The organism is bacterium, assembly GCA_026708055.1.
GTDB lineage: Bacteria > Actinomycetota > Acidimicrobiia > Acidimicrobiales > CATQHL01 > VXNF01.
The window spans coordinates 27,694-45,992 of sequence record JAPOVS010000087.1 but is presented as its reverse complement, the minus strand read 5'-3'; the positions used below and the strand labels follow the sequence as shown (position 1 = coordinate 45,992).

The window sequence follows — 18,299 nt, the reverse complement described above, 5'->3', positions numbered from 1 at the left end:
GGTACGCCATGGGAAAGCTCGCAATCGGTCTCCTCGCCCTGTTTAGGCGGATCTCGCTCCTGGTGGGGAGACTCCTTGGCAGGACGGAGGAGGAGGATGTGGCCGCCCGGCGCGTCCGGGTGCGGGCGACGGAGCGTCCCCGACCCCGGCTGGTCAAGCTCGCCGGCCTGCCGAAGGCGGCGCAGCGGACGATCGCTCCCGGAGCCAGGAGCGGCTTGTGACTTCGACGGACTATGCGAACCCCTACCGCCCCGTGCCGATCAGGGTCTTCAACCGGATCGGGAACGCGGGCCGGCGCGGCGGACCCTCCGGTCGCCTCGACGTCGATTCGCTCGTCGGCGCCGCACAGCGCAAGACCGAGCTGAGCGACTTCGGCGAGGACGGGCACCGCCGCGCCCTGGACGTGTTGGTCGAGGCGATCAACGACGAAGCCCGGCTGACCGCCACCGGACGGCAGATCCAGAGGACCCGGCTCGGCGCCGCACTGGTGAACCGGTTGCGGATCCAGGAGCTGCTCCGCAGGCATCCCGAGATCCATGAGATCAACCTCGGCAGGATCGTCCTGATCGCCGGACTGCAGCGCTCCGGCACCACCCTGCTGCAGCGCCTGCTGAACTCCCATCCCGACATCCGGGGAATCTCGGGGGCGGAGGTCCTGAACCCGGTGCCGGCCATGGGCGCCCGCGGCGAGAGGGCGCGCGCGCGGCGCGCCCGGCTCGCCGAGCGGGCCTTCGCCTATCTGGCACCCGACTTCAAGGCGATCCATCCCACTGACCACGGCGAACCGGAGGAGGAGGTCCTGCTGATCGATCTGACCTTCATGAGCCAGTCGGGCGAGGCCACCATGTCCGTGCCGAGCTATTCCCGCTGGCTGGAGGGGCAGGACCACACCTGGACCTACGAGTACTTCCGCCGGGTCCTGCAGGTGCTCTGCCGGCAGCGCCCCGGCCGTGCCTGGGTTCTCAAGACCCCCCAACACATGGAACACCTCGACGCGTTCCGAAGCGTGTTCCCCGACGCCACGATCGTCCAGACCCACCGCGATCCGCGCAAGACGGTCGCCTCGTTCTGCAGCCTGGTGGCCCACGCCCGCGGCATTCTCAGCGATCACGTCGATCCGCTCGAGATCGGGGAGCACTGGCTCCGGAAGACCCGACGGATGGTCGACCGGTCGCTGCAGGTCCGGACGGGGCCCGGCGACGGATGTTTCGTCGACGTCTCGTACTACGACCTGACCAGGGATCCGATTGCCCAACTCCGGCGGATCTGCCAGCACGCGGGGATCGGTTTCGACGACGAGGCCGAGCACGCAGCCGCACGCTGCCTGGAGGCGAACCCGCAGAACCGTTTCGGACGGCACATCTACCGGCTGGGGGATTTCGGGCTGAGCGAGCAGGTCGTGGACGAGGCCTTCGCCTCCTACCGGGAGAGGCACGCGATCCCGTTCGAGTAGGCCCCGTTCGAGTCGGGCCGTATCCGGGGCACGGAGAACAGGGGCACCGCATGGGCGAGTTCAACAGACAGTTGGGCGAGATCCTGCGCGCTCTCGGACGCCTCGAAGGCCGCCGCAAGCCGAAGCCCGAGCCTGACCGCCTGCGTCGACCGGATCGACACCGCGCCGGCGCGCACGCGTCTCAATCAGCGGCCAGGTCGGCGGGGAGTTCGGCAGCGGCCTCTGTGGCGGCGGTGATGGTCGCTTCGATGTCGGTGGCGGAGTGGGCCAGGCTGACGAAGACGGCCTCATAGGGGCCGGGTGCCAGCGCCACGCCGCGGCGCAGCATGCCCTGGAAGAACGGGGCGTACAGGCCTCTGGCCACCGAGGCGTTGGCCTCGTCGAAGTTCCGAGGCGTCTCGGCGCCGAAGAACAGGCCCAGCAGGGAACCGACTCGCGGCACCACCGCAGCGACGCCCGCAGCGGCGAAGGCATCCTCCAGCCCGGCGGCAAGTCGCACGGCGGTGGCTTCGAGACGGTCATAGGCCGCCACGTCAAGCGCCGCGAGCGTCGCCAGCCCGGCCGCGGTCGCCAAAGGATTCCCCGAGAGCGTGCCGGCCTGGTAGACGCCGCCGAGGGGGGCGAGATGGCGCATCAGGTCACGGCTGCCGCCGAATGCGCCCACCGGCAGTCCCCCGCCGATGACCTTGCCGAAGCACCACAGGTCGGGCCGCACCCCGTAGAACTCCGTGGCACCGCCGCACCCCAGCCGGAAGCCGGTGATCACCTCGTCGAAGACCAGCAGGGCGCCGGCTCGGTCGCAGGCCGCCCGCAGGCCCTCCAGGAAGCCGGGTGCCGGCGCCACCAAGCCCATGTTGGCCGCCACCGGCTCCACCAGCACCGCCGCGGTGTCCGCGTCGACGTCGGGCACCACGTTGTAGGGCGCCACGACCGTGTCGGCCACCGCCCCCGGTGTGACGCCGTCGCAGCCGCTGAGGCCCTGGTTGGCGACCCCGCTGCCGCCTGCGGCCAGCAGCGAGTCGGAGTGGCCGTGATAGCAGCCGGCGAACTTGATGATCTTGTTTCGGCCCGTGGCGCCGCGGGCAACGCGGACCGCCGACATGGCGGCCTCGGTGCCGCTGGAGGTCAGCCGCAGCATCTCCAGACCCGGCACGCGGGCGCACATCTCGTTCGCCAAGCGCACCTCCGCCTCGGTGGGCGCACCGAAGCTGGTGCCGCCGCCGGCGGCCACGGCGACGGCGGCAATGACGGTGGCCGGGGCGTGGCCCAGGATGCCCGGCCCGTAACTCTGGACGTAGTCGATGTAGCGGTTGCCCTCGACGTCCCAGACGTGGGCTCCCTGCCCGCGGGCGACGAAGTAGGGGGTTCCGCCGACCGAGCCGAACGCCCGCACGGGCGAGTTGACGCCGCCGGGGAGCACGGCGCAGGCGCGCTCGAACAGTTCGTCGTTGGTGGTGCCGGCCATCTCGGTGGTATGTCCGTGCGGCTCACGCACCGAGCGCCTCGGCCATCCCGGCCGCGAAGTAGGTGAGCACGAAGTCGGCGCCGGCGCGCTTGACGGCGGTCAGCTGCTCGAGCGCCACCGCCGGCCCGTCGATCCAACCCCGCTCGGCGGCGGCGGCGATCATGGCGTACTCGCCCGAGACGTGGTAGGCACCGAGCGGCACGTGCACGGCGGCGCGCGTCCGGGCGATCACGTCCAGGTAGGTGACCGCCGGCTTGACCATGACCATGTCGGCGCCCTCGGCCACGTCGGCCAGCACCTCGCTGAGCGCCTCCCGGGCGTTGCGCCAGTCCTGCTGGTAGCCCTTGCGGTCGCCGCTGCGAATCGTCACGTCCACGGCGTCCCGGAAGGGCCCGTACAGCGCCGAGGCGTACTTGGCGGCGTAGGCCAGGATGGCTGCGTCGGCGTGCCCGGCGCCGTCGAGGGCGCTGCGGATCGCCGCAACCTGGCCGTCCATCATGCCGCTGGGCGCGCACACATGGGCGCCGGCGGTGGCCTGGGCCACGGCGGCCTGCTGGTAGATCGCCAGCGTGGCGTCGTTGTCCACCGAGCCGTCGGCGCGGAGGATGCCGCAGTGCCCGTGGTCGGTGTACTCGTCCACGCACAGGTCGGCCATCAGCACCACGTCGTCGCCCACTTCCTCGCGCAGCTCTCGCAGGGCCACCTGCACGATGCCGTCGGGGTTCCAGGCCTCCGACCCCCGGGCGTCCTTGCGGGCCGGCACGCCGAAGAGGATCAGCCCCGGCACGCCCAGGTCGCGCAGCCGCTGCACCTCGGCGCGCAGCGAGGCCACCGTGTGCTGCACCACGCCCGGCAGCGACGGCACCGGCTGTGGCTCGTCGATGCCCTGGCGCACGAACAGCGGCGCAACCAGGTCGTCGACTCGCAGCGCCGTCTCGGCCACGAGCCGCCGCAGCGCGGCGGTGCGGCGCAACCGGCGGGGACGCTGGGCGGGGAACACCACGGAGCCCGAGTCTACGAACGGCGCCCGATGATCAGCCGAGGCCGCAGCGCTGCGGCCGGCGACGGCCGGCTCTAGCCCGTGGCGGCGGCGAGGGCGGCGAGGGCGGCGACCAGACCCTCGATGGTGTGCTCGCCCGCCTCGACGTGCACGGTCAGGTTCCGGCGGCGGGCGGCGGCGGCCGTGACAGGTCCGATGGCCGCCACCGTCCCGGGCACCGGCAGCGGTTCGGGCTGATCGCAGAACGCCTCGACGACCGAGGGCGACGTGAAGATCACGGTGTCGCAGCCAGCCGCGGCCGCGCGCTCGGATGCCGCCAGGACCCGAGGCTCGGCCCGGTAGGCGGCCACGACGTCGACCGACCAGCCCTTGGCCCGCAGCCCGACGGGCACCACGTCGCGTGCCACCTCGGCCCGCACGACGAGCACCCGGCCGGCGCCATCGTGCACGTCTCGGCGTGGGAAGACCTCCACCAGGGCCTCGGCAACGAACTGTTCGGGCAGCAGCGAGACCGTCGCACCCGCTTCGGCGAGTGCCGCGGCGGTTGCGGGGCCGATGGCGGCAACCCGCAGAGTGGGCGGCAGATCCGCACCGGCGAGCGACGCCGCCAAGCGGCCGGCACCGTTCGCCGAGGTGAGCACCAGCCAGTCGTAGGAGGCCAGGCGCCCCACGGCGCCGGCCAGGGCGGCGCCGCCGTCGGACGGGGGCAGCAACTCGATGAGCGGCACGGCGACCGGCTCGGCCCCTGCGGCGCGCAGGACCTCCGCGCTGGCGAGGCCCTGGGCGGCGGGCCGCACCACCAGGATCCGCCGCCCAGCGAGCGGGCGCCGCGGCGAGGTCGTCATCCCTGCCCCGTCAGCAGCTCTGCCAGCAGCAGACCGGCGCGGGCCGCGTCGCCGTCGCTGAGAGCGGCGCGCCGCAGCGGCTCGCCCACCGCCGGCGCCAGCACCCCGCGCATGTGAACCTCGCCGCCGGCGAGCCGGGCGTGCGCACCCGCGGGCACCGTGCAGTCTCCCCCCAGGGCGGCCAGGAAGGCCCGTTCGGCGTCCACGCAACGCCGGGAGGCGGGATCCTCGATCGCTGCCAGCAGGCGGCGCAGCTCGCGGTCCCCGGCGCGGCACTCCACCGCCAGGGCTCCCTGACCCACCTGCGGCACCATCAGGTCCACGTCCAGGGCCTCGAGCACCGGGGGCCGCCGCTCGAGACGCTCCAGCGCCGCCAGGGCCATCACCACGGCGTCGAAGTCCGCTGCTTTGGCCAGGCGGGTGTCGATGTTCCCCCGCAGGTCCGCGAATCGCAGGTCGGGCCGGCGGTCGGCCAGCTGGACACGCCGGCGCGCCGAACCCGTGGCCACCACGGCGCCCTCCCCGAGGTCCGCCAGCCGGGAGCCGACGAGGGCGTCGCGCACCTCGCCTCGCCGCGGGACCGCGGCGAGGCAGAGACCCTCGGGGGTCTGCGATGGCAGGTCTTTGGCCGAATGCACAGCCAAGTCCGCCGTACCGTCCAGGACCGCCGCCTGCAGCGCCCGGACGAAGACGCCCTTGCCGCCGATGTCCGCCAGCGGGGCCATGGCGAGACGGTCTCCCTCGGTCCGGATCGGCACGGCCTCGGTGCCGAGGCCGGGATGTTCCTGCGACAGCATCCGGCCCACGGCCGCGGCCTGCCGGAGGGCCAGCGGGCTCGAGCGGGTGGCAACACGCAGACGCCGCGGCGAGTCCTGCCCCTCCGACCCGGAGGGAAGAGATTCAGATGTCGAAGAGCTCGCGGAGAGCACCGGCCAGTTGCTCGCTCCCACCGTCGGGGGCGGCTTCCTTCAGGCGCACGGTGGGCTCGTGCAGGACCTTGTTGACGATCCCGTGCACCAACGCCTCCACTGCCCGGCGCTGCTCGACGTCGAGGGAGGCGAGGCGGGCGTCGAAGCGTTCGAACTCCGCCTGGGAGATGTCGCAGATGCGCCGCCGGAACTCGCTGATGAGCGGCGCCACGTCGCGCCCGGCCACCTGGTCCCCGTGGCGCTCGGCCTCGGCGTGGACAATCGCCCAGGCTCTGCGGGTCTCGGCCTCCGTGTGACCCCCGTTGGCCGCCGCGAACGACCGCACGTCGGACATGTCGCACAATCTCAGGCCGTCGAGAGCGGCCGCCGCGGGATCCACGTCGCGGGGCACGGCGATGTCCACGACGAGCAGTTCTCGCCCGCCGCGCTCGGCCATCACCTTCTCCAACTCGTCGACGTCCATGACCAGAGAGCTGGCGGCGGTCGAGGTGAACAGCACGTCGGCACCCACGAGTTCGGCCGCGAGCTCGTCGAGGTGGACGGCCCGCGCCCCCAGCATCAGCGCCAACTCCTGGGCCCGCTGCCAGGAACGGCTGGCCAGGACCAACTCGGCGCCGCGTACCGGGGCGATGGCCTTGGCCATGCCACCGCCCATCTCGCCCGCACCCAGCACGGCGATGCGCCGGCCGGCGAAGCCGCCGAGAACCTCCGAGGCCAGGGCCACCGCGGCCTCGGAGACCGACGTGAGCCGGCGCCCCACCTGCGTCTCGGTCCGGATCCGCCGGCCCACCCCGAGGGCCTGCCGGAACAGGGGGCTCAGGTTGCCGCCGGCGGTTCCCGCCGCCTCGGCGGTCTGCCAGGCCCGCTTGACCTGGCCCTGGATCTCGGCCTCACCCAGAACCACCGAGTCCAGCCCGCTCACCACGGCGTAGAGGTGGCGCACGGCGTCGGTGCCGTACAGCGAGTACACCGAGCTGCTCATCTCCGTGGCCGCCGCGGAGGCCTGATCGGCGAGGTGGTCGTAGATGTGCTCGTACGCCGAGTGGAACTTCTCCGCCCAGGCGTACACCTCCAACCGGTTGCACGTCGACAGCACGACCGTCTCGTCGACGTTCGGCAACTCGTCGAGCCGGCCGAGGGTCTTGGGGAGGTTCGCGTGCGGTGCGCTGATGCGCTCCAGCAACTCCAGCGGAGCGGTGCGATGATTCAGACCGATGGCGAGGACGGACACGCCGTCAATCTAGCGACAGGTTCAGGAGACCCTCCCCGGCTCCAGCAGGTCCTCGAGAACACCGGGCACGTGGCGGCGCTGGTAGAAGCTGAGCACCTGCAGTTCGACCGCCAGGTCCACGTTGCGCACGCTGACACCGTCGGCGGTGTTCACGACCACCGGCGCGAAGTTGAGGATCGAGCCGATGCCGGCGGTCACCATGCGGTCCACCACATCCTGCGCGGCCGCGGCCGGCGTGGCCACGATGCCGATGGCGATGCGGTTCTCCGAGGCGATCACCTCGAGTTCGTCGACGTGCCGCACCGGCACACCTGCGATCTTGCGGCCGACCTTCGCCGGATCGGCGTCCACCAGCGCCCGCACGGGGAAGCCCCTCTCCAGGAAGCCGCCGTAGTTGGCCAGCGCCGAACCCAGGTTGCCCAGGCCGGCGATCAACACGGGCCAGTCGTGCGTCAGCCCCAACTCCCTGCTCACCTCGTAGAGCAGATGCTCGACGTTGTACCCCACGCCGCGAATGCCGAAGGAGCCCAGGTAGGAGAGATCCTTGCGCACCTTGGCGGCGTTCACGCCGGCAAGAGTCGCCAGGCGGGTCGAGGACACGGTGGTGGTCCGGGTGGACAGCAACTCCAGCAGGACCCTGCGGTAGACCGGCAGCCGGGCCACGGCGGCCGCCGGGATCGAGTTGTAGCCGTCGGCTCCCGGACCACCCGCGCGCATTGGCGAGAGGCTAGTGAGATTTCTCTAATTCACAAAGTGTCGGCGGTTGCTCAGCGCGCCAGGAAGAAGATCTGCAGGACGCCGGCCACCAGCACGGCCACGAGCAGGACGGCGATCACGATGCTGGTTCCATGTCTCATGCGCGGCCTCCACCGCCGACGCCCAGGCGCACCGTCACGGTACCGGCTCCGCCGGCGCCAGCGGAGTCCTCGAGGTGGCGCAGCGTGACCGCCGAGCCCGGCTGGAGGGAGAGTTCGGCGGCGCAGTCGCGACGATCCTGCGCCAGGGAGACGAGCCCGTAGGAGTCCACCACCAAGCCGATCTCGCCGCTCCCGATGGTGGCATAGGTCTCGGCCTGCCGCACCGTGCGCCTGTCGTCTCCCGTCAGCAGCAGCAGCGAGTCGCCCAGGTGTGCCAGATCCTGCGGGTCCACGTTCAGCTGGGCGTTGCCGTAGTGGTCCACCCACAGGACCTCCGCCTCGACGCGGTCGGGATGCACGGCGGCGTTGGCGACGATGCCCGGCACCAGCCCCGCGGGATCGACCTCCGGGCCCAACTCGGTGAGCGGCACGCCGAGGGCCAGGTGCCCGGCGGCCGGTCCCAAGATGTCGCGGCCGTCGAAGGTGTTGGCCTCCCCGGTGAGCCTGTACCGCTCGTTGCGCAACTCCACGACGCGTGTGGCACCGCCCACGAGTCCGACGGCCGGCGCCAGCAACCCGTTGTCGGGTCCCACCAGGATCGACGAGCCCCCGCCCACCTCCACGGCGATGGGTCGGCGCCTGGTGCCGACGGTGGGATCGACCACTGCCAGCACGACGCCCGGATTCAGATACTGCGCCGCCCGCGCCAGGGTGAGGCCCCCACCGCGGATGTCGTACCGATCCACGCCGTGGGTGATGTCGACGATCCGGACCTCGGGCGCGATCGAGAAGATGACCGACTTGACGACGCCGACGAACTCGTCGGTCAGCCCATAGTCGGACAGGAACGAGACCGTGCGGTAGCGCAGGGTGTCAGACGGCTCGGGTGTACCGGTCCGCCAGGTAGGCGTCCACGTCCGCCTCGTCGATCCGGTAGGACTTGCCGAACCGGACGGCCGGAAGATCGCCGGCCTTGATGAGCCGATACACCGTCATCGTCGAGACGCGCATCAACTCCGCCACCTCTGCCACGGTCATGAACCGGGGCCTCTCTTGTACCTTGTCCATGTCTCCCCCTACTCCGCGGCATACACAGTACGCAGGCGCAACACGACGAACAAGTCGAACTCGCTCCGCTCGTGCCACAGTCGTCCCACCGCAGGCAGGTCCGCGGGACGGGGTCGCTCAGGAGCCGCCCAACTCCAACGAGCGCCGGGTGGCGGCCGCCACCGCGGCGGCCAGCGCCTCCCGGACTCCCTCGTGCTCGAGAACCCGGATTCCCTCCGCGGTCGTGCCCCCGGGTGAGGTGACGTCCGCCCGCAACGCCGCCGGGGGACGATCGGCTCGCACGAGCAACTCCCCGGCGCCACGGATGGTCGCCCGCACCAGGCTGTCGGCCACCTCGGGAGCCAGTCCCTCGGCCACGCCGGCGGCGATCAGCGCCTCGGCCACCAGGAACACGTACGCCGGCCCCGAGCCTGACAGCCCGGTGACCGCGTCGAGCTGCTGCTCGGAGGTGACCTCCACCGCGCCCACGCTGCTGAGCACGTCGACCGCCCAGCCGACGTCGTCGGCGGTGGCGGAGCTGCCGGGGGCCACCGCCGAGACGCCCGCGCCCACGAGTGCGGGCGTGTTGGGCATGGCGCGGACCACCCGTGTCCCGGCGCCCAGCCGGCGCTCCAGGGAGGCCGTCCGCACCCCGGCGGCGATCGACAGCACGCGGGGAGGGCCCAGCGCGGCGAGGGCGCCAGCGGCCGCTTCGATGTCGTTGGGCTTGACGGCCAGAACGGCGTCGACACCCGCCTGGGGGGCGTCGCTCACCAGCGTCTGCGGGAAGCGGCCCGACAGTTCGCGGCGGCGCTCCGCCAGCGTCTCGGTGACCGCCAACTCCTCGGGCGGCGCCCAGCCCTGCGCGATGAGGCCGCCGAGGAGCGCCTCGCCCATCTTGCCCCCGCCGATGAATTGCAGCCGGAAGCCCACGCCCGCACCCTAGCCCGACCGCCGGGCCGCTCCGGCCGCCGAGGGGCGCCGGACCGGCCGCTTCCCCGATTGAGCCGGCCCGGACGCCCCTGGTGTGGTGGCAGAACTGAAATATACTGAAATAGTCACTTATTGTCAATAGCTTTTGTGTCGTAACATGCTAATCCGTGCTACCCCTCAAGGGCACCGGGCGGTCGCTCTCAGCCGCGGAACCGGCTGGCGCAGCCGATGCGCATCGCCGGACGGAAGTGTCGCTCGGTGGCCTCGTAGAGGGTGCCCAGGATGCGGTCGAGTTCGTCGTCGTCGACGGAGCCGGCGCTGATCTCGCCGAGCAGGAACACGGCGTCCTCCGCACCGATGGCGAAACGGGCGCCGCGCAGCTTGAGGTTGTGCCGCAGGCAGTACTCGTAGAGCCGGGCCGGGTTCTCCTCCGGCGCCGGGACGAAGTAGGTCTCGAAGTGCAACGAACGCTGCTGCAACGTCAGCCAGATGGAGAAGACGGACTTCTCCTCGCCCAGCAGCCGGATGTACCAGCGCCGCAGCGGCGGCTCGGCGCGCTCCACCGAGGCGACGGAGTCGTCGGCGGCCACCTGGCGGGCGGCCCAGGCGTCTATCCGTCGTTCGATCTCGTCGAGTTCGGCAGGCGTCGCCGGCCGGCGGATCATCAGGCCAGGCACTCCACGAGCCGGCGCTGCCGCAGCCGGTCGTAGCAACCTGCCAGCAGCCCCGCAGTGGCATCCCATGAGTAGCCCCTGGCCACGGCGGCGGCCTCGAGCGCCATCGTGGCGGCCGTGAGACGGTCCTCCAGGATCTCCTCGGTCCGCTGCGCCCACGACAGCGGGTCGCGGTCGGCCACGAGGTAGCCCGTGCTGCCGTGGCGGACGAGCGTCTTCAGGCCCCCGACCTCCGCCGCCACCACGGGAGCGCCGCAGGCCGCCGCCTCCAGGGCCACCAGCCCGAACGTCTCGCTCCGGCTCGGCACCAGGACCACGTCGGCGGCCCGGTAGTAGGTGGCGAGGCGGTGGTGCGGCTGAGGGGAAACGAAGCGCACCCGGTCGGCGAGACCGGCCGCGGCGACCAGGCGGCGGACCCGTGCCAGCTCGGCGCGCCCCTGGCGGCCGCTCGGGCCCCCGACGACGAGCAGCCGGGCACGCCCCAGCCGACCGTGGAGACGGCTCAGCGTCGCCACCGCCAGATCGAGTCCCTTCAGAGGCTGCACCCGACCCACGAACAGCAGCACGGGCTCGCTGCCGAGACCCAGGGCCGCCCGGGCGCCCTCGGGGTCGCCGGGCGAGAAGAGTGCGTGCTCCACACCCGGCGCCACGATCTGCACCCGGTCAGCGGGCGCCCCGTAGAGGCGCACGAGATGATCCATCTCCACCGGCCCGGCGGCGCAGACGACGTCCGAACAGGCCACCACGACCTCCTCGGCGCGGGCGCGGCCCGGGGACTCCGCCTCGCCGAGGCCCTGCTTCACCCTGTCGAGCGTGTGGAACGTCGTCACGAGCGGTCGGTCGAGGGCATGCTTGACGCGGTGGCCGGCCACCCCGGAGAGCCAGTAGTGCGCGTGGATGGCGTCGACGCCGCCGGTCCGCCGCAGATCGGCGAGGACACCCGCGGTGAAGGCGTCGAGCGTGCCCTCCAGTGACTCCTTCGGCAGGTCGGCGGGCCCGGCCGGGACGTGCACCACCCGCACGCCGGGCTCCACACCGATCTCCGGTGGCAGGTCGTCGCGGTAGCGGCGCACGTACACCGAGCACTCCAGCCCGCGATGTGCCAACGCCGCCGAGAGCTCGCGCACGTAGACGTTCATGCCACCGCTGTCGCCGGAACCCGGCTGCACCAGCGGTGAGGTGTGCAGCGAGATGACCGCCACGCGGCCGGTGCGACCGTCGCCGCCGGACACAGGCGGCAGCGCGGCGATCTCGTCGCCGGCGGCGACGGCTTCAGCAAGGTCGGCGGGCTCTCCGTTGCGCCAGATCCGGCAGGCCCGCAATTGCTCCTCGAACGCCGGACCGAAGCGCGCCGCGGCGGCGTCGAGCACCTCGGCGACCGTGTCACCGCCGATTTCGGCGGCGCTGACACCGGCGGCCTGGCGCACGGCGGCGAAGAGGCGCAAGGTGGCCACACCATGAGCGTAGAACTGGGCGCTGCCGGTGGCACCGTCGGCAGCCGGCCGGCGGCGGTCCGGCGGCGGTATCGTCGCCGGCTGTGGTCCGACTCCTGCTGCTGCGACACGCCGAGAGCGAATGGAACGCCCAGGGGCGTTGGCAGGGTCAGGCGGACACGCCCCTGACCGAGCGCGGCAGGCGCCACGCCGCCCAAGCCGGGCCGGTGCTGGCGAGCTTCGAGGTGCTGGTGTGCTCCGACCTCTGCCGCGCCCGCCAGTCGGCCGAGATCATCGCCGCGGGCGCCGGGATCGACGTGATCGACATCGAGCCGCGCCTGCGCGAGCGCAATGCGGGACCGTGGCAGGGACTCACCCGGCGCGAGATCGAACGGGGCTGGCCGGGATATCTCGGCAGCGGCCGCCGGCCGACCCGCTACGAATCCGACGAGCAACTCGTGGCGCGGGCGGATGCCGCCCTCGGTGACATCGCCCGGCAGGCGGAACGCAGAGACACGCCCGAGGTGCTGGTCATCACCCACGGCGGAGTCATCAGCAGCCTGACCGTGCGGGCGGGCCTCACCATGGTCCCGATGCCCAACCTCTCCGGGCGCTGGGTGACCGTCGAGAACGGCACGGTGAGCGTCGGCGAGCCGGTCACCGTCGGCGACGCCGAGCAGCACAGCTCCCAAGCCGTCGAGGCCGGCAACGAGGCGCGGAGCGCCTGAGCGGACCGGAGCGGCCGGCCGGTCCGGGGGGGATCGGGGACGACGGCGCCGGGACACGCCGCGTCGCCGCGCTCAACTGCGATAATCGGAACGCCCCCGTAGCCAAGCCCGGCAAGGCATCGGACTTTTAATCCGCAGATCGTGGGTTCGAATCCCACCGGGGGCACCGCACCGGCAGAGCCCCTCCGGGGTGCGCCGAGTCCCGAGTGGGCCGCCGTAATCTGGCATTGTGGCACTCTTGCGAGCACGGCGCAGCGCGGCGATGGTCGTCGTCGCCCTGATCGTTCCGGTCGTTCTGGCCGCCGCCTGCACGATCAGCTCGGAGTCTCCCGACGCCGCCGCCCTGGGAGGCCGTTCCGGTCCGGCGAGCGGGACGACCACGACCGCGACCAGCGTCGACGGCGCGGCGCCCCCGAGCGCGACCGAGCCGCAGCAGGATCTCCCCTCCGACAATGGCGCCGAGGCTGCCGAGACACCCTCGGGCGAAGGCCCCGCCCTGGACGTCGGCGAGGACGAGACCCCGGGTGAGATCGCCACCGAGCCGCCGACGGTGACGACCGCCGCCGCCGAAGTGGCCGCGGCGGAGCAGCCGGCGGGCACCGAACAGGGCGGCGAGGGGGCCGGGAGCGCCGCCACAACGGGCGAGGGCGGATCCGCTGACTCCGGGGACGGCGACTCGGGCGCGGACGTCGAGACCCCGGCGACGACCACCGGAACGCCCACCGCCGGAACGCCCACCGCCGGAACGCCCACCGCCGCCGAAGGAGCCTTCGATGAGCGCTCCAAGGTCTCGACGGTCGGCATCGGCGCGGTCTACTTCGGGATGTCGCCCGAGGAAGCCGCCGAGCGGGTCGGCACCGTCTGGGCGGGCATACCGGCGGGTGGGTCCGACTGCTACGTGATGACGCCGGCCAACGGGCCGCCCGGCGTGGCGTTGTGGGTGTATCACGGCACCGTCGAACGCGTCGATGTGGACACGCCCCTGCTGCGGACGCAGTCCGGCCTCGGCGTGGGCACGCATCTGGGCGAATTGCGCTCGCTCCTCGGTGAGAAGCTCGTCGTCGAGGAGCACCCGTACCTGGCCGGTTGGATCCTGGCCACGTTCGTCCCGACCGATCCCAACGACGCCGCCTTCCGCATCGCCTTCGACATCTCCGGCGGGGAGGTCATCCGCTTCCGGGCGGGGCGCACGGAGATCGTGGCGCTGGAAGCCTGTGCGTAGAGCGCCGCGTCAGGCGACCGCAGGCGGCCGCATCAGCCTCAGCCTGCCGGCCGAGCCGGCCTCACTGGCCCTCGCCTCGACCGCGGCGACCGGACTCCTGCACCACCGCGCCGGCGGTGCCGCCCTCGGAGCTCACCTGTCGTCGGTCGTGACCGACCTCGCCGCCGCCGGCCTGGCTCGGGCGCGGACCCGGGACCGGCTCCGGATCCATTTCGACGTCGGGACGATGACGGTGATCGTCACTGTGGAGATCCGGCGTCCCGGACGCTGGCAAGCCGCCGGGCACTTCCTGGAGACTCGAACGGTGAGCCTGGATACCGACGGAGCCCGAAGCCGCCGCGGGGCCGACCGGCGCTGAGCCCCCTCAGCGTCCGGTCGAACCGAATCCCCCGCTGCCCCGCGCCGACGGGGGCAACTCGTCCACCTTGACCAGCGCGGCGGTCGCCACCGGCTGGATCACGAGTTGGGCGATGCGCTCGCCCCGGCGCACCGTGAACGTCTCAGTTGAATCGGTGTTCACGAGCAGCACCTTCAACTCGCCCCGGTAGCCGCTGTCGATGAGGCCCGGCGTGTTGAGGCAGGTCACGCCGTGATCCCGCGCCAAGCCGCTGCGCGGCTGGACGAATCCCGCGAAACCTTCGGGGATCGCCACGGCCAGGCCCGTCGGGACCAGTGCCCGCCCGCCGCCGGCGGGCAACTCGGCATCCGCAGCGGCCCGCAGATCCAGTCCGGCGTCTCCGGGCCGTGCATAGGCGGGCAGGGGCAGGTCGGCGTCGAGGCGCTGCACGGAGATTGTGACCGTCATGTCATCGGGGCGCTGCAGAGGGACCGTCACAGCCATGGCGGGACGATACGACCGCCGGACAGCGCTGTCTCTCGCCTGCCCGGTTTCCGAGGGGGATCCAGAGGTTCTTCAGAGTCGTCCCCCAGCGCCGATGGCGCTGTCCCCAGCTTGATCCCAGTCCGTCCGCCGAGCCGGGCCCGGCCGCGATCCCGAGCGGCGCGTCCCGATTCGGGGCCCACTCACCTCGCTAGCATCCGGCCCGTGCTCGTGTGGATCGATCTGGAGATGACCGGCCTGGACGCCGACCGCGACCACGTCCTGGAAATCGCCACGGTCATCACCGACGATGACCTCAACCCCGCCGGTGACGGGCTGCAGCTGGTGATCCATCAACCCCCCGAGGTGCTGGGACTGATGGGCGACGTCGTCAGCAAGATGCACCACGAAAGCGGCCTGACCGACGAGGTGCGCCTCTCGACCCTGAGCCTCGCCGAGGCCCAGAAGCAGACCGTGGAATTCATCCGCGAGCACATCCCCGAGCCCGGGAAGATCCCGCTCTGCGGGAACTCCATCGGCATGGACCGGCGATTCCTGAACCGCTGGCTGCCGGACATCGAGAATCTGCTGCACTACCACGTCGTCGATGTCTCGTCCCTCCAGGAGCTGGCGCAACGCTGGTATCCCGAAGCCGCCGAGAAGCGGCCCCGGAAGCGCAAGGGGCACCGGGCGCTCGACGACATCCTCGAGAGCATCGAGGAGTTGCGCTACTGGCGGAGCACCGTCTTCGCGCCGGCCCAAGCATCGGAATAACCGCGGTTCGAGTACCTCCCAGCGGCGATAGGTTGACCCGGTGAGCGACGCGGCGCCGGACGAGCAGCCACCGCCACGACCGCCTCGCCAGGAGCGGGAACCCGCCCGAGCCGAGATCACCGAGATCGCACCCGGGGTGCTGCGCTCCCAGTTGCCGGTGAACCTGCCCGGCATCGGTCACGTCAACTGCTACCTGCTCGAGGACGAGCGGGGCGTGGCCGTCGTGGACCCCGGCCTGCCCAGCCCGGCCTCCTTCGCGGCGCTCGAGCAGCGTCTCGGGGCCGCCGGCTACTCCATGGAGAACGTGCACACCGCCGTCATCACTCACTCGCACTTCGATCACTTCGGCGGGGCCGAGCGCCTACGGGCCCTCGCCGGCGCGGAGATCCTGACCCACGAGTCGTTCCGGCCCGTCTGGGAGTCGACCGAGGTCGCCGAGCCTCCCGAACTGACCACCGCCGAGGGCGACGGCGACGAACCGCAACGGCCGCCCTGGCTGGCGCTGCAGCGAAACCCGTGGGGCACCCGGCGCGAGGCGCTTCCGGAGAAGGAGTTGCGCACCTGGCTGGAGATCGCCGAGAACGACCCCCGCTGGTTCGCCACCCCGCGCCCCACACGCACCGTGGTCGACGCCCAGGTGATCCGTCTCGCCCGCCGCGAGTGGCTCTGTCTCCACACTCCCGGTCACACCGAGGACCACCTCTGCCTCTTCGACCCCGAACATGGCGTCCTGCTGTCGGGCGATCACGTCCTGCCGACAATCACCCCCCACATCAGCGGACTCAGCCCCTTTCCCGATCCCCTCAATCGCTTCTTCGAGTCGCTGCGGCGCATGGGCACCATCGAGGGCGTGCGGGTGGTTCTGCCGGCGCACGGGCACCCGTTCGACGACCTCGGCGGCAGGGCGAAGGCGATCCGGCACCACCACGAGCACCGACTGAACGTGATCCGCAACGCCGCCGGTGAACTCGGCACGGGCACCGTACCGGAGTACATGAAACGGCTCTTCTCCGAACGCTCGTGGGGCAACATGGCCGAGAGCGAGACGTTCGCCCACCTCGAACACCTCCGCGTCCTCGGCGATCTGACCGCCACCCAGCGCGACGGTCAGACGGTCTTCTCCCCGGCCTAGGCGTGAAACCCGACTCCAGGGTCCGCCGGACGTGCCGCACGCGGGGTGCGTTGGCGATGCTCGCCCTGCTGCTGGCGGTGTCGTGCGGGAGCGGCGCGGCCGAGACGGTGAGCCCACCGCCGGCCGGCGAGGTCGCCACGACGGCCGCCGCCCCGGAAACCGGCGAGCCGACCCCGGCGGGGGATCACCGGCCGGTTCCCGAGGTGCGCTTCGACTATTTCGACGGGTCCGAGGGCACACTCGCCGATCTCGCCGGCAAGCCGGCGGTGATCAACTTCTGGGCCTCGTGGTGCCCGCCCTGCATCACCGAGATGCCGGCCTTCGAGGCTGTGCACGTCGAGCTGGCGCCCCAGGTGGCGCTCCTGGGCTTCAACGTGGGTGACGAGCCGGGCGCGGCGCGGGAACTGGCGGAAAGAACCGGCGTGACCTACGCGCTGGCGGAGGACCCGGATTCGGGGATCTTCCAGGCCTTCGGGGGGTTCGGCATGCCGACCACGGTGCTGGTGGATGCAGAGGGCATGATTGTGCACATGATCAGTTCACGCCTGCGGGCACAGGACCTGCGGGCGCTCATCGCCGAGCACCTGGGCGTATGAGCGGCGGCGCCCGGAGAGCAGCGCCCGTGAGAGCAGGGCCGTGAACACCGTCAGCCTCACGACCTTGGCGAGCCTGGCCCTCTCGGCGGGGTTCATCTCCGCCTTCAACCCGTGCGGCTTCGCGATGATGCCCGCCTACCTCTCGTATTTCCTGGGCATCGAGGGCGACAAGCGGCTGAGTCCTGCCCAGAGCATCTTCCGGGGGCTCGGCGTGGGGCTGACTCTCTGTGCCGGCTTCATGGCGGTGTTCGCCGCCATCGGCGCCCTGGCCTCGACGGTGCTGAGCCGCAGCGCCATCGAGAGCCGGGTGGCGTGGGTGACCTTCGTGCTGGGGATCGTCATGGGCATCCTCGGGCTGGCGATGCTGCGGGGGTTCGAACCCAAGTTCCGGCTGCCGCGGCTGCAGCGCGGGGGCGAGAGCCGCCGCCTCAGCTCGATCTTCCTGTTCGGGGTGTCCTACGCCATCGTGTCGCTGGGGTGCACCATGCCGGTGTTCTTCGGGACCGTCGTCAGTGCCTTCTCCAGCAGGGACTTCTTCGACGGGCTGCTGGTGTTCCTCGCCTACGGCGGCGGGCTGTGCGCCGTGATCATGGTGTTGACGCTGGCGATGGCGGTCGCCCGGACCGAGGTGATCGCCAAGATGCGGCGCATCCTCCCCCACGTGAACCGCATCTCGGGAGGCTTTCTCGTCGTGGTCGGAGGCTTCCTGACTCTCTACGGGTGGTGGGAGGTGCAGGTGCTCAGCGGCAATCTGATGACCAACGTCCTCGTCGACCTCTCGCTGGACGCTCAGACCGCACTGAGTTCCTGGGCGGCGGCGGCCGCACCGGCCCGCCTCGCTGTGGCGGCGGGCTACATCGTGGTCGGGATCGTGCTGGTGGCGCTGCGGCCGAGCATGCAGCCGCTGGGTGCGCGCATCGCCCTGGCGGCCTTCGGGGTGCTCTGGCTGGCCGTCGAGGGTGCGTACTACCGCTTCGACCTGTTCGTGCTGCCGATCGTGCGGACCATCGCCGACATCCCCGAGCGCATGGCCAACTGGTCCGACCCGTTGCGCTGGGCCGTGCTGTTCGAGATCCTGGCGGCCGTCGTCGTCGCCGCCATCGTCTGGCTCCGGCTTCGGCGGCGGCTGCGCGCCGTGCCGGACATGGGTGCCTGAGGGG

General features: G+C 71.8%; 21 protein-coding genes, 1 tRNA gene and 1 pseudogene. 10 read left to right on the top strand and 13 right to left on the bottom strand.

The features are described 5' to 3' along the window. Positions 1-8 precede the first annotated feature (8 nt). On the top strand, positions 9-221 hold the full coding sequence (locus OXG55_17690) for a hypothetical protein (GenBank protein ID MCY4105066.1): 213 nt from the start codon (positions 9-11) through the stop codon (positions 219-221). After that, positions 218-1,453: a sulfotransferase gene (locus OXG55_17685; protein MCY4105065.1), complete on the top strand. Its 1,236-nt coding sequence runs from the start codon at positions 218-220 to the stop codon at positions 1,451-1,453. Before OXG55_17690 ends, OXG55_17685 begins: the two co-directional genes overlap by 4 nt. Before the next feature lie 181 nt (positions 1,454-1,634). On the opposite strand, the gene OXG55_17680 is transcribed toward OXG55_17685, so the two are convergent. The 12 genes and pseudogenes from OXG55_17680 to OXG55_17625 form a co-directional block, all read right to left on the bottom strand. Then, positions 1,635-2,918 (bottom strand): glutamate-1-semialdehyde 2,1-aminomutase, encoded by a 1,284-nt coding sequence (locus tag OXG55_17680; GenBank protein MCY4105064.1) that lies wholly within the window; start codon positions 2,916-2,918, stop codon positions 1,635-1,637. Positions 2,919-2,940: 22 nt separating this feature from the next. Beyond that, on the bottom strand, positions 2,941-3,921 hold the full coding sequence (gene hemB, locus OXG55_17675; GenBank protein MCY4105063.1) for a porphobilinogen synthase: 981 nt from the start codon (positions 3,919-3,921) through the stop codon (positions 2,941-2,943). Between the two features lie 71 nt (positions 3,922-3,992). Continuing rightward, positions 3,993-4,763, bottom strand: a complete 771-nt coding sequence (locus tag OXG55_17670) for a uroporphyrinogen-III synthase (protein ID MCY4105062.1) — start codon at positions 4,761-4,763, stop codon at positions 3,993-3,995. Beyond that, entirely contained in the window at positions 4,760-5,692 is a 933-nt protein-coding gene (gene hemC / locus OXG55_17665) for a hydroxymethylbilane synthase (protein MCY4105061.1), read from the bottom strand. The genes OXG55_17670 and hemC overlap by 4 nt, the downstream gene beginning before the upstream one ends. Next, entirely contained in the window at positions 5,664-6,923 is a 1,260-nt protein-coding gene (gene hemA / locus OXG55_17660; protein MCY4105060.1) for a glutamyl-tRNA reductase, read from the bottom strand. Before hemA ends, hemC begins: the two co-directional genes overlap by 29 nt. 21 nt (positions 6,924-6,944) lie before the next feature. Then, the gene (locus OXG55_17655) at positions 6,945-7,640 is read right to left on the bottom strand and encodes a redox-sensing transcriptional repressor Rex (protein MCY4105059.1); all 696 of its coding nucleotides are present in this window, start codon (positions 7,638-7,640) and stop codon (positions 6,945-6,947) included. A gap of 136 nt (positions 7,641-7,776) precedes the next feature. Beyond that, complete coding sequence (locus OXG55_17650) at positions 7,777-8,625, bottom strand: SAM-dependent chlorinase/fluorinase (protein ID MCY4105058.1); 849 nt, start codon at positions 8,623-8,625, stop codon at positions 7,777-7,779. 28 nt (positions 8,626-8,653) lie between these two features. Next, the gene (locus OXG55_17645; protein MCY4105057.1) at positions 8,654-8,848 is read right to left on the bottom strand and encodes a helix-turn-helix domain-containing protein; all 195 of its coding nucleotides are present in this window, start codon (positions 8,846-8,848) and stop codon (positions 8,654-8,656) included. A gap of 117 nt (positions 8,849-8,965) precedes the next feature. Then, on the bottom strand, positions 8,966-9,760 hold the full coding sequence (gene proC / locus OXG55_17640) for a pyrroline-5-carboxylate reductase (protein ID MCY4105056.1): 795 nt from the start codon (positions 9,758-9,760) through the stop codon (positions 8,966-8,968). Positions 9,761-9,960: 200 nt separating this feature from the next. Then, on the bottom strand, positions 9,961-10,425 hold the full coding sequence (locus OXG55_17635) for a YbjN domain-containing protein (GenBank protein ID MCY4105055.1): 465 nt from the start codon (positions 10,423-10,425) through the stop codon (positions 9,961-9,963). Next, positions 10,425-11,573 carry a glycosyltransferase gene (locus tag OXG55_17630; protein MCY4105054.1) on the bottom strand — a complete coding sequence of 383 codons (1,149 nt, stop codon included), beginning with the start codon at positions 11,571-11,573 and terminating at the stop codon, positions 10,425-10,427. Before OXG55_17630 ends, OXG55_17635 begins: the two co-directional genes overlap by 1 nt. An 81-nt stretch (positions 11,574-11,654) precedes the next feature. Further along, positions 11,655-11,888 (bottom strand): annotated as a pseudogene (locus OXG55_17625) (MoaD/ThiS family protein). An 83-nt stretch (positions 11,889-11,971) separates the two neighbouring features. Between OXG55_17625 and OXG55_17620 the strand changes: the two are divergent. The 4 genes from OXG55_17620 to OXG55_17605 all read left to right on the top strand — a co-directional run bounded on the left by OXG55_17620 (position 11,972) and on the right by OXG55_17605 (position 14,175). After that, positions 11,972-12,595: a histidine phosphatase family protein gene (locus tag OXG55_17620; GenBank protein MCY4105053.1), complete on the top strand. Its 624-nt coding sequence runs from the start codon at positions 11,972-11,974 to the stop codon at positions 12,593-12,595. A gap of 92 nt (positions 12,596-12,687) precedes the next feature. After that, positions 12,688-12,761 (top strand) — tRNA-Lys (locus OXG55_17615). 63 nt (positions 12,762-12,824) lie between these two features. Further along, a complete protein-coding gene (locus tag OXG55_17610; protein ID MCY4105052.1) occupies positions 12,825-13,817 on the top strand; it encodes a hypothetical protein in 993 nt (330 codons plus the stop codon). Continuing rightward, entirely contained in the window at positions 13,810-14,175 is a 366-nt protein-coding gene (locus OXG55_17605; GenBank protein ID MCY4105051.1) for a hypothetical protein, read from the top strand. The genes OXG55_17610 and OXG55_17605 overlap by 8 nt, the downstream gene beginning before the upstream one ends. 6 nt (positions 14,176-14,181) lie before the next feature. Here the strand turns inward: OXG55_17605 and dut are convergent, their stop codons facing one another. Then, positions 14,182-14,658: a dUTP diphosphatase gene (gene dut / locus OXG55_17600; GenBank protein MCY4105050.1), complete on the bottom strand. Its 477-nt coding sequence runs from the start codon at positions 14,656-14,658 to the stop codon at positions 14,182-14,184. 204 nt (positions 14,659-14,862) lie between these two features. On the opposite strand from dut, the gene orn reads away from it, so the two are divergent. Genes orn through OXG55_17580 form a run of 4 tightly spaced genes read left to right on the top strand, consistent with a single transcriptional unit; the run spans position 14,863 to position 18,295 of the window. Further along, positions 14,863-15,411 carry an oligoribonuclease gene (gene orn, locus OXG55_17595; GenBank protein MCY4105049.1) on the top strand — a complete coding sequence of 183 codons (549 nt, stop codon included), beginning with the start codon at positions 14,863-14,865 and terminating at the stop codon, positions 15,409-15,411. A 40-nt stretch (positions 15,412-15,451) separates the two neighbouring features. After that, complete coding sequence (locus tag OXG55_17590) at positions 15,452-16,543, top strand: MBL fold metallo-hydrolase (protein ID MCY4105048.1); 1,092 nt, start codon at positions 15,452-15,454, stop codon at positions 16,541-16,543. Between the two features lie 56 nt (positions 16,544-16,599). Then, the gene (locus OXG55_17585) at positions 16,600-17,139 is read left to right on the top strand and encodes a TlpA disulfide reductase family protein (protein MCY4105047.1); all 540 of its coding nucleotides are present in this window, start codon (positions 16,600-16,602) and stop codon (positions 17,137-17,139) included. 40 nt (positions 17,140-17,179) lie between these two features. After that, a complete protein-coding gene (locus OXG55_17580) occupies positions 17,180-18,295 on the top strand; it encodes a cytochrome c biogenesis CcdA family protein (GenBank protein ID MCY4105046.1) in 1,116 nt (371 codons plus the stop codon). The last annotated feature ends 4 nt before the right edge of the window (positions 18,296-18,299 follow it).

What these genes read in the sequence shown, in the direction of transcription:
- OXG55_17635 (MCY4105055.1), bottom strand. Translation starts at nt 10,425, where the DNA reads ATGATCCGCCGGCCGGCGACGCCTGCCGAACTCGACGAGATCGAACGA.
- dut (MCY4105050.1), bottom strand. Translation starts at nt 14,658, where the DNA reads ATGGCTGTGACGGTCCCTCTGCAGCGCCCCGATGACATGACGGTCACA.
- OXG55_17630 (MCY4105054.1), bottom strand. Translation starts at nt 11,573, where the DNA reads ATGAACGTCTACGTGCGCGAGCTCTCGGCGGCGTTGGCACATCGCGGG.
- OXG55_17645 (MCY4105057.1), bottom strand. Translation starts at nt 8,848, where the DNA reads ATGGACAAGGTACAAGAGAGGCCCCGGTTCATGACCGTGGCAGAGGTG.
- OXG55_17655 (MCY4105059.1), bottom strand. Translation starts at nt 7,640, where the DNA reads ATGCGCGCGGGTGGTCCGGGAGCCGACGGCTACAACTCGATCCCGGCG.
- OXG55_17690 (MCY4105066.1), top strand. Translation starts at nt 9, where the DNA reads ATGGGAAAGCTCGCAATCGGTCTCCTCGCCCTGTTTAGGCGGATCTCG.
- OXG55_17670 (MCY4105062.1), bottom strand. Translation starts at nt 4,763, where the DNA reads ATGACGACCTCGCCGCGGCGCCCGCTCGCTGGGCGGCGGATCCTGGTG.
- OXG55_17585 (MCY4105047.1), top strand. Translation starts at nt 16,600, where the DNA reads ATGCTCGCCCTGCTGCTGGCGGTGTCGTGCGGGAGCGGCGCGGCCGAG.
- OXG55_17680 (MCY4105064.1), bottom strand. Translation starts at nt 2,918, where the DNA reads ATGGCCGGCACCACCAACGACGAACTGTTCGAGCGCGCCTGCGCCGTG.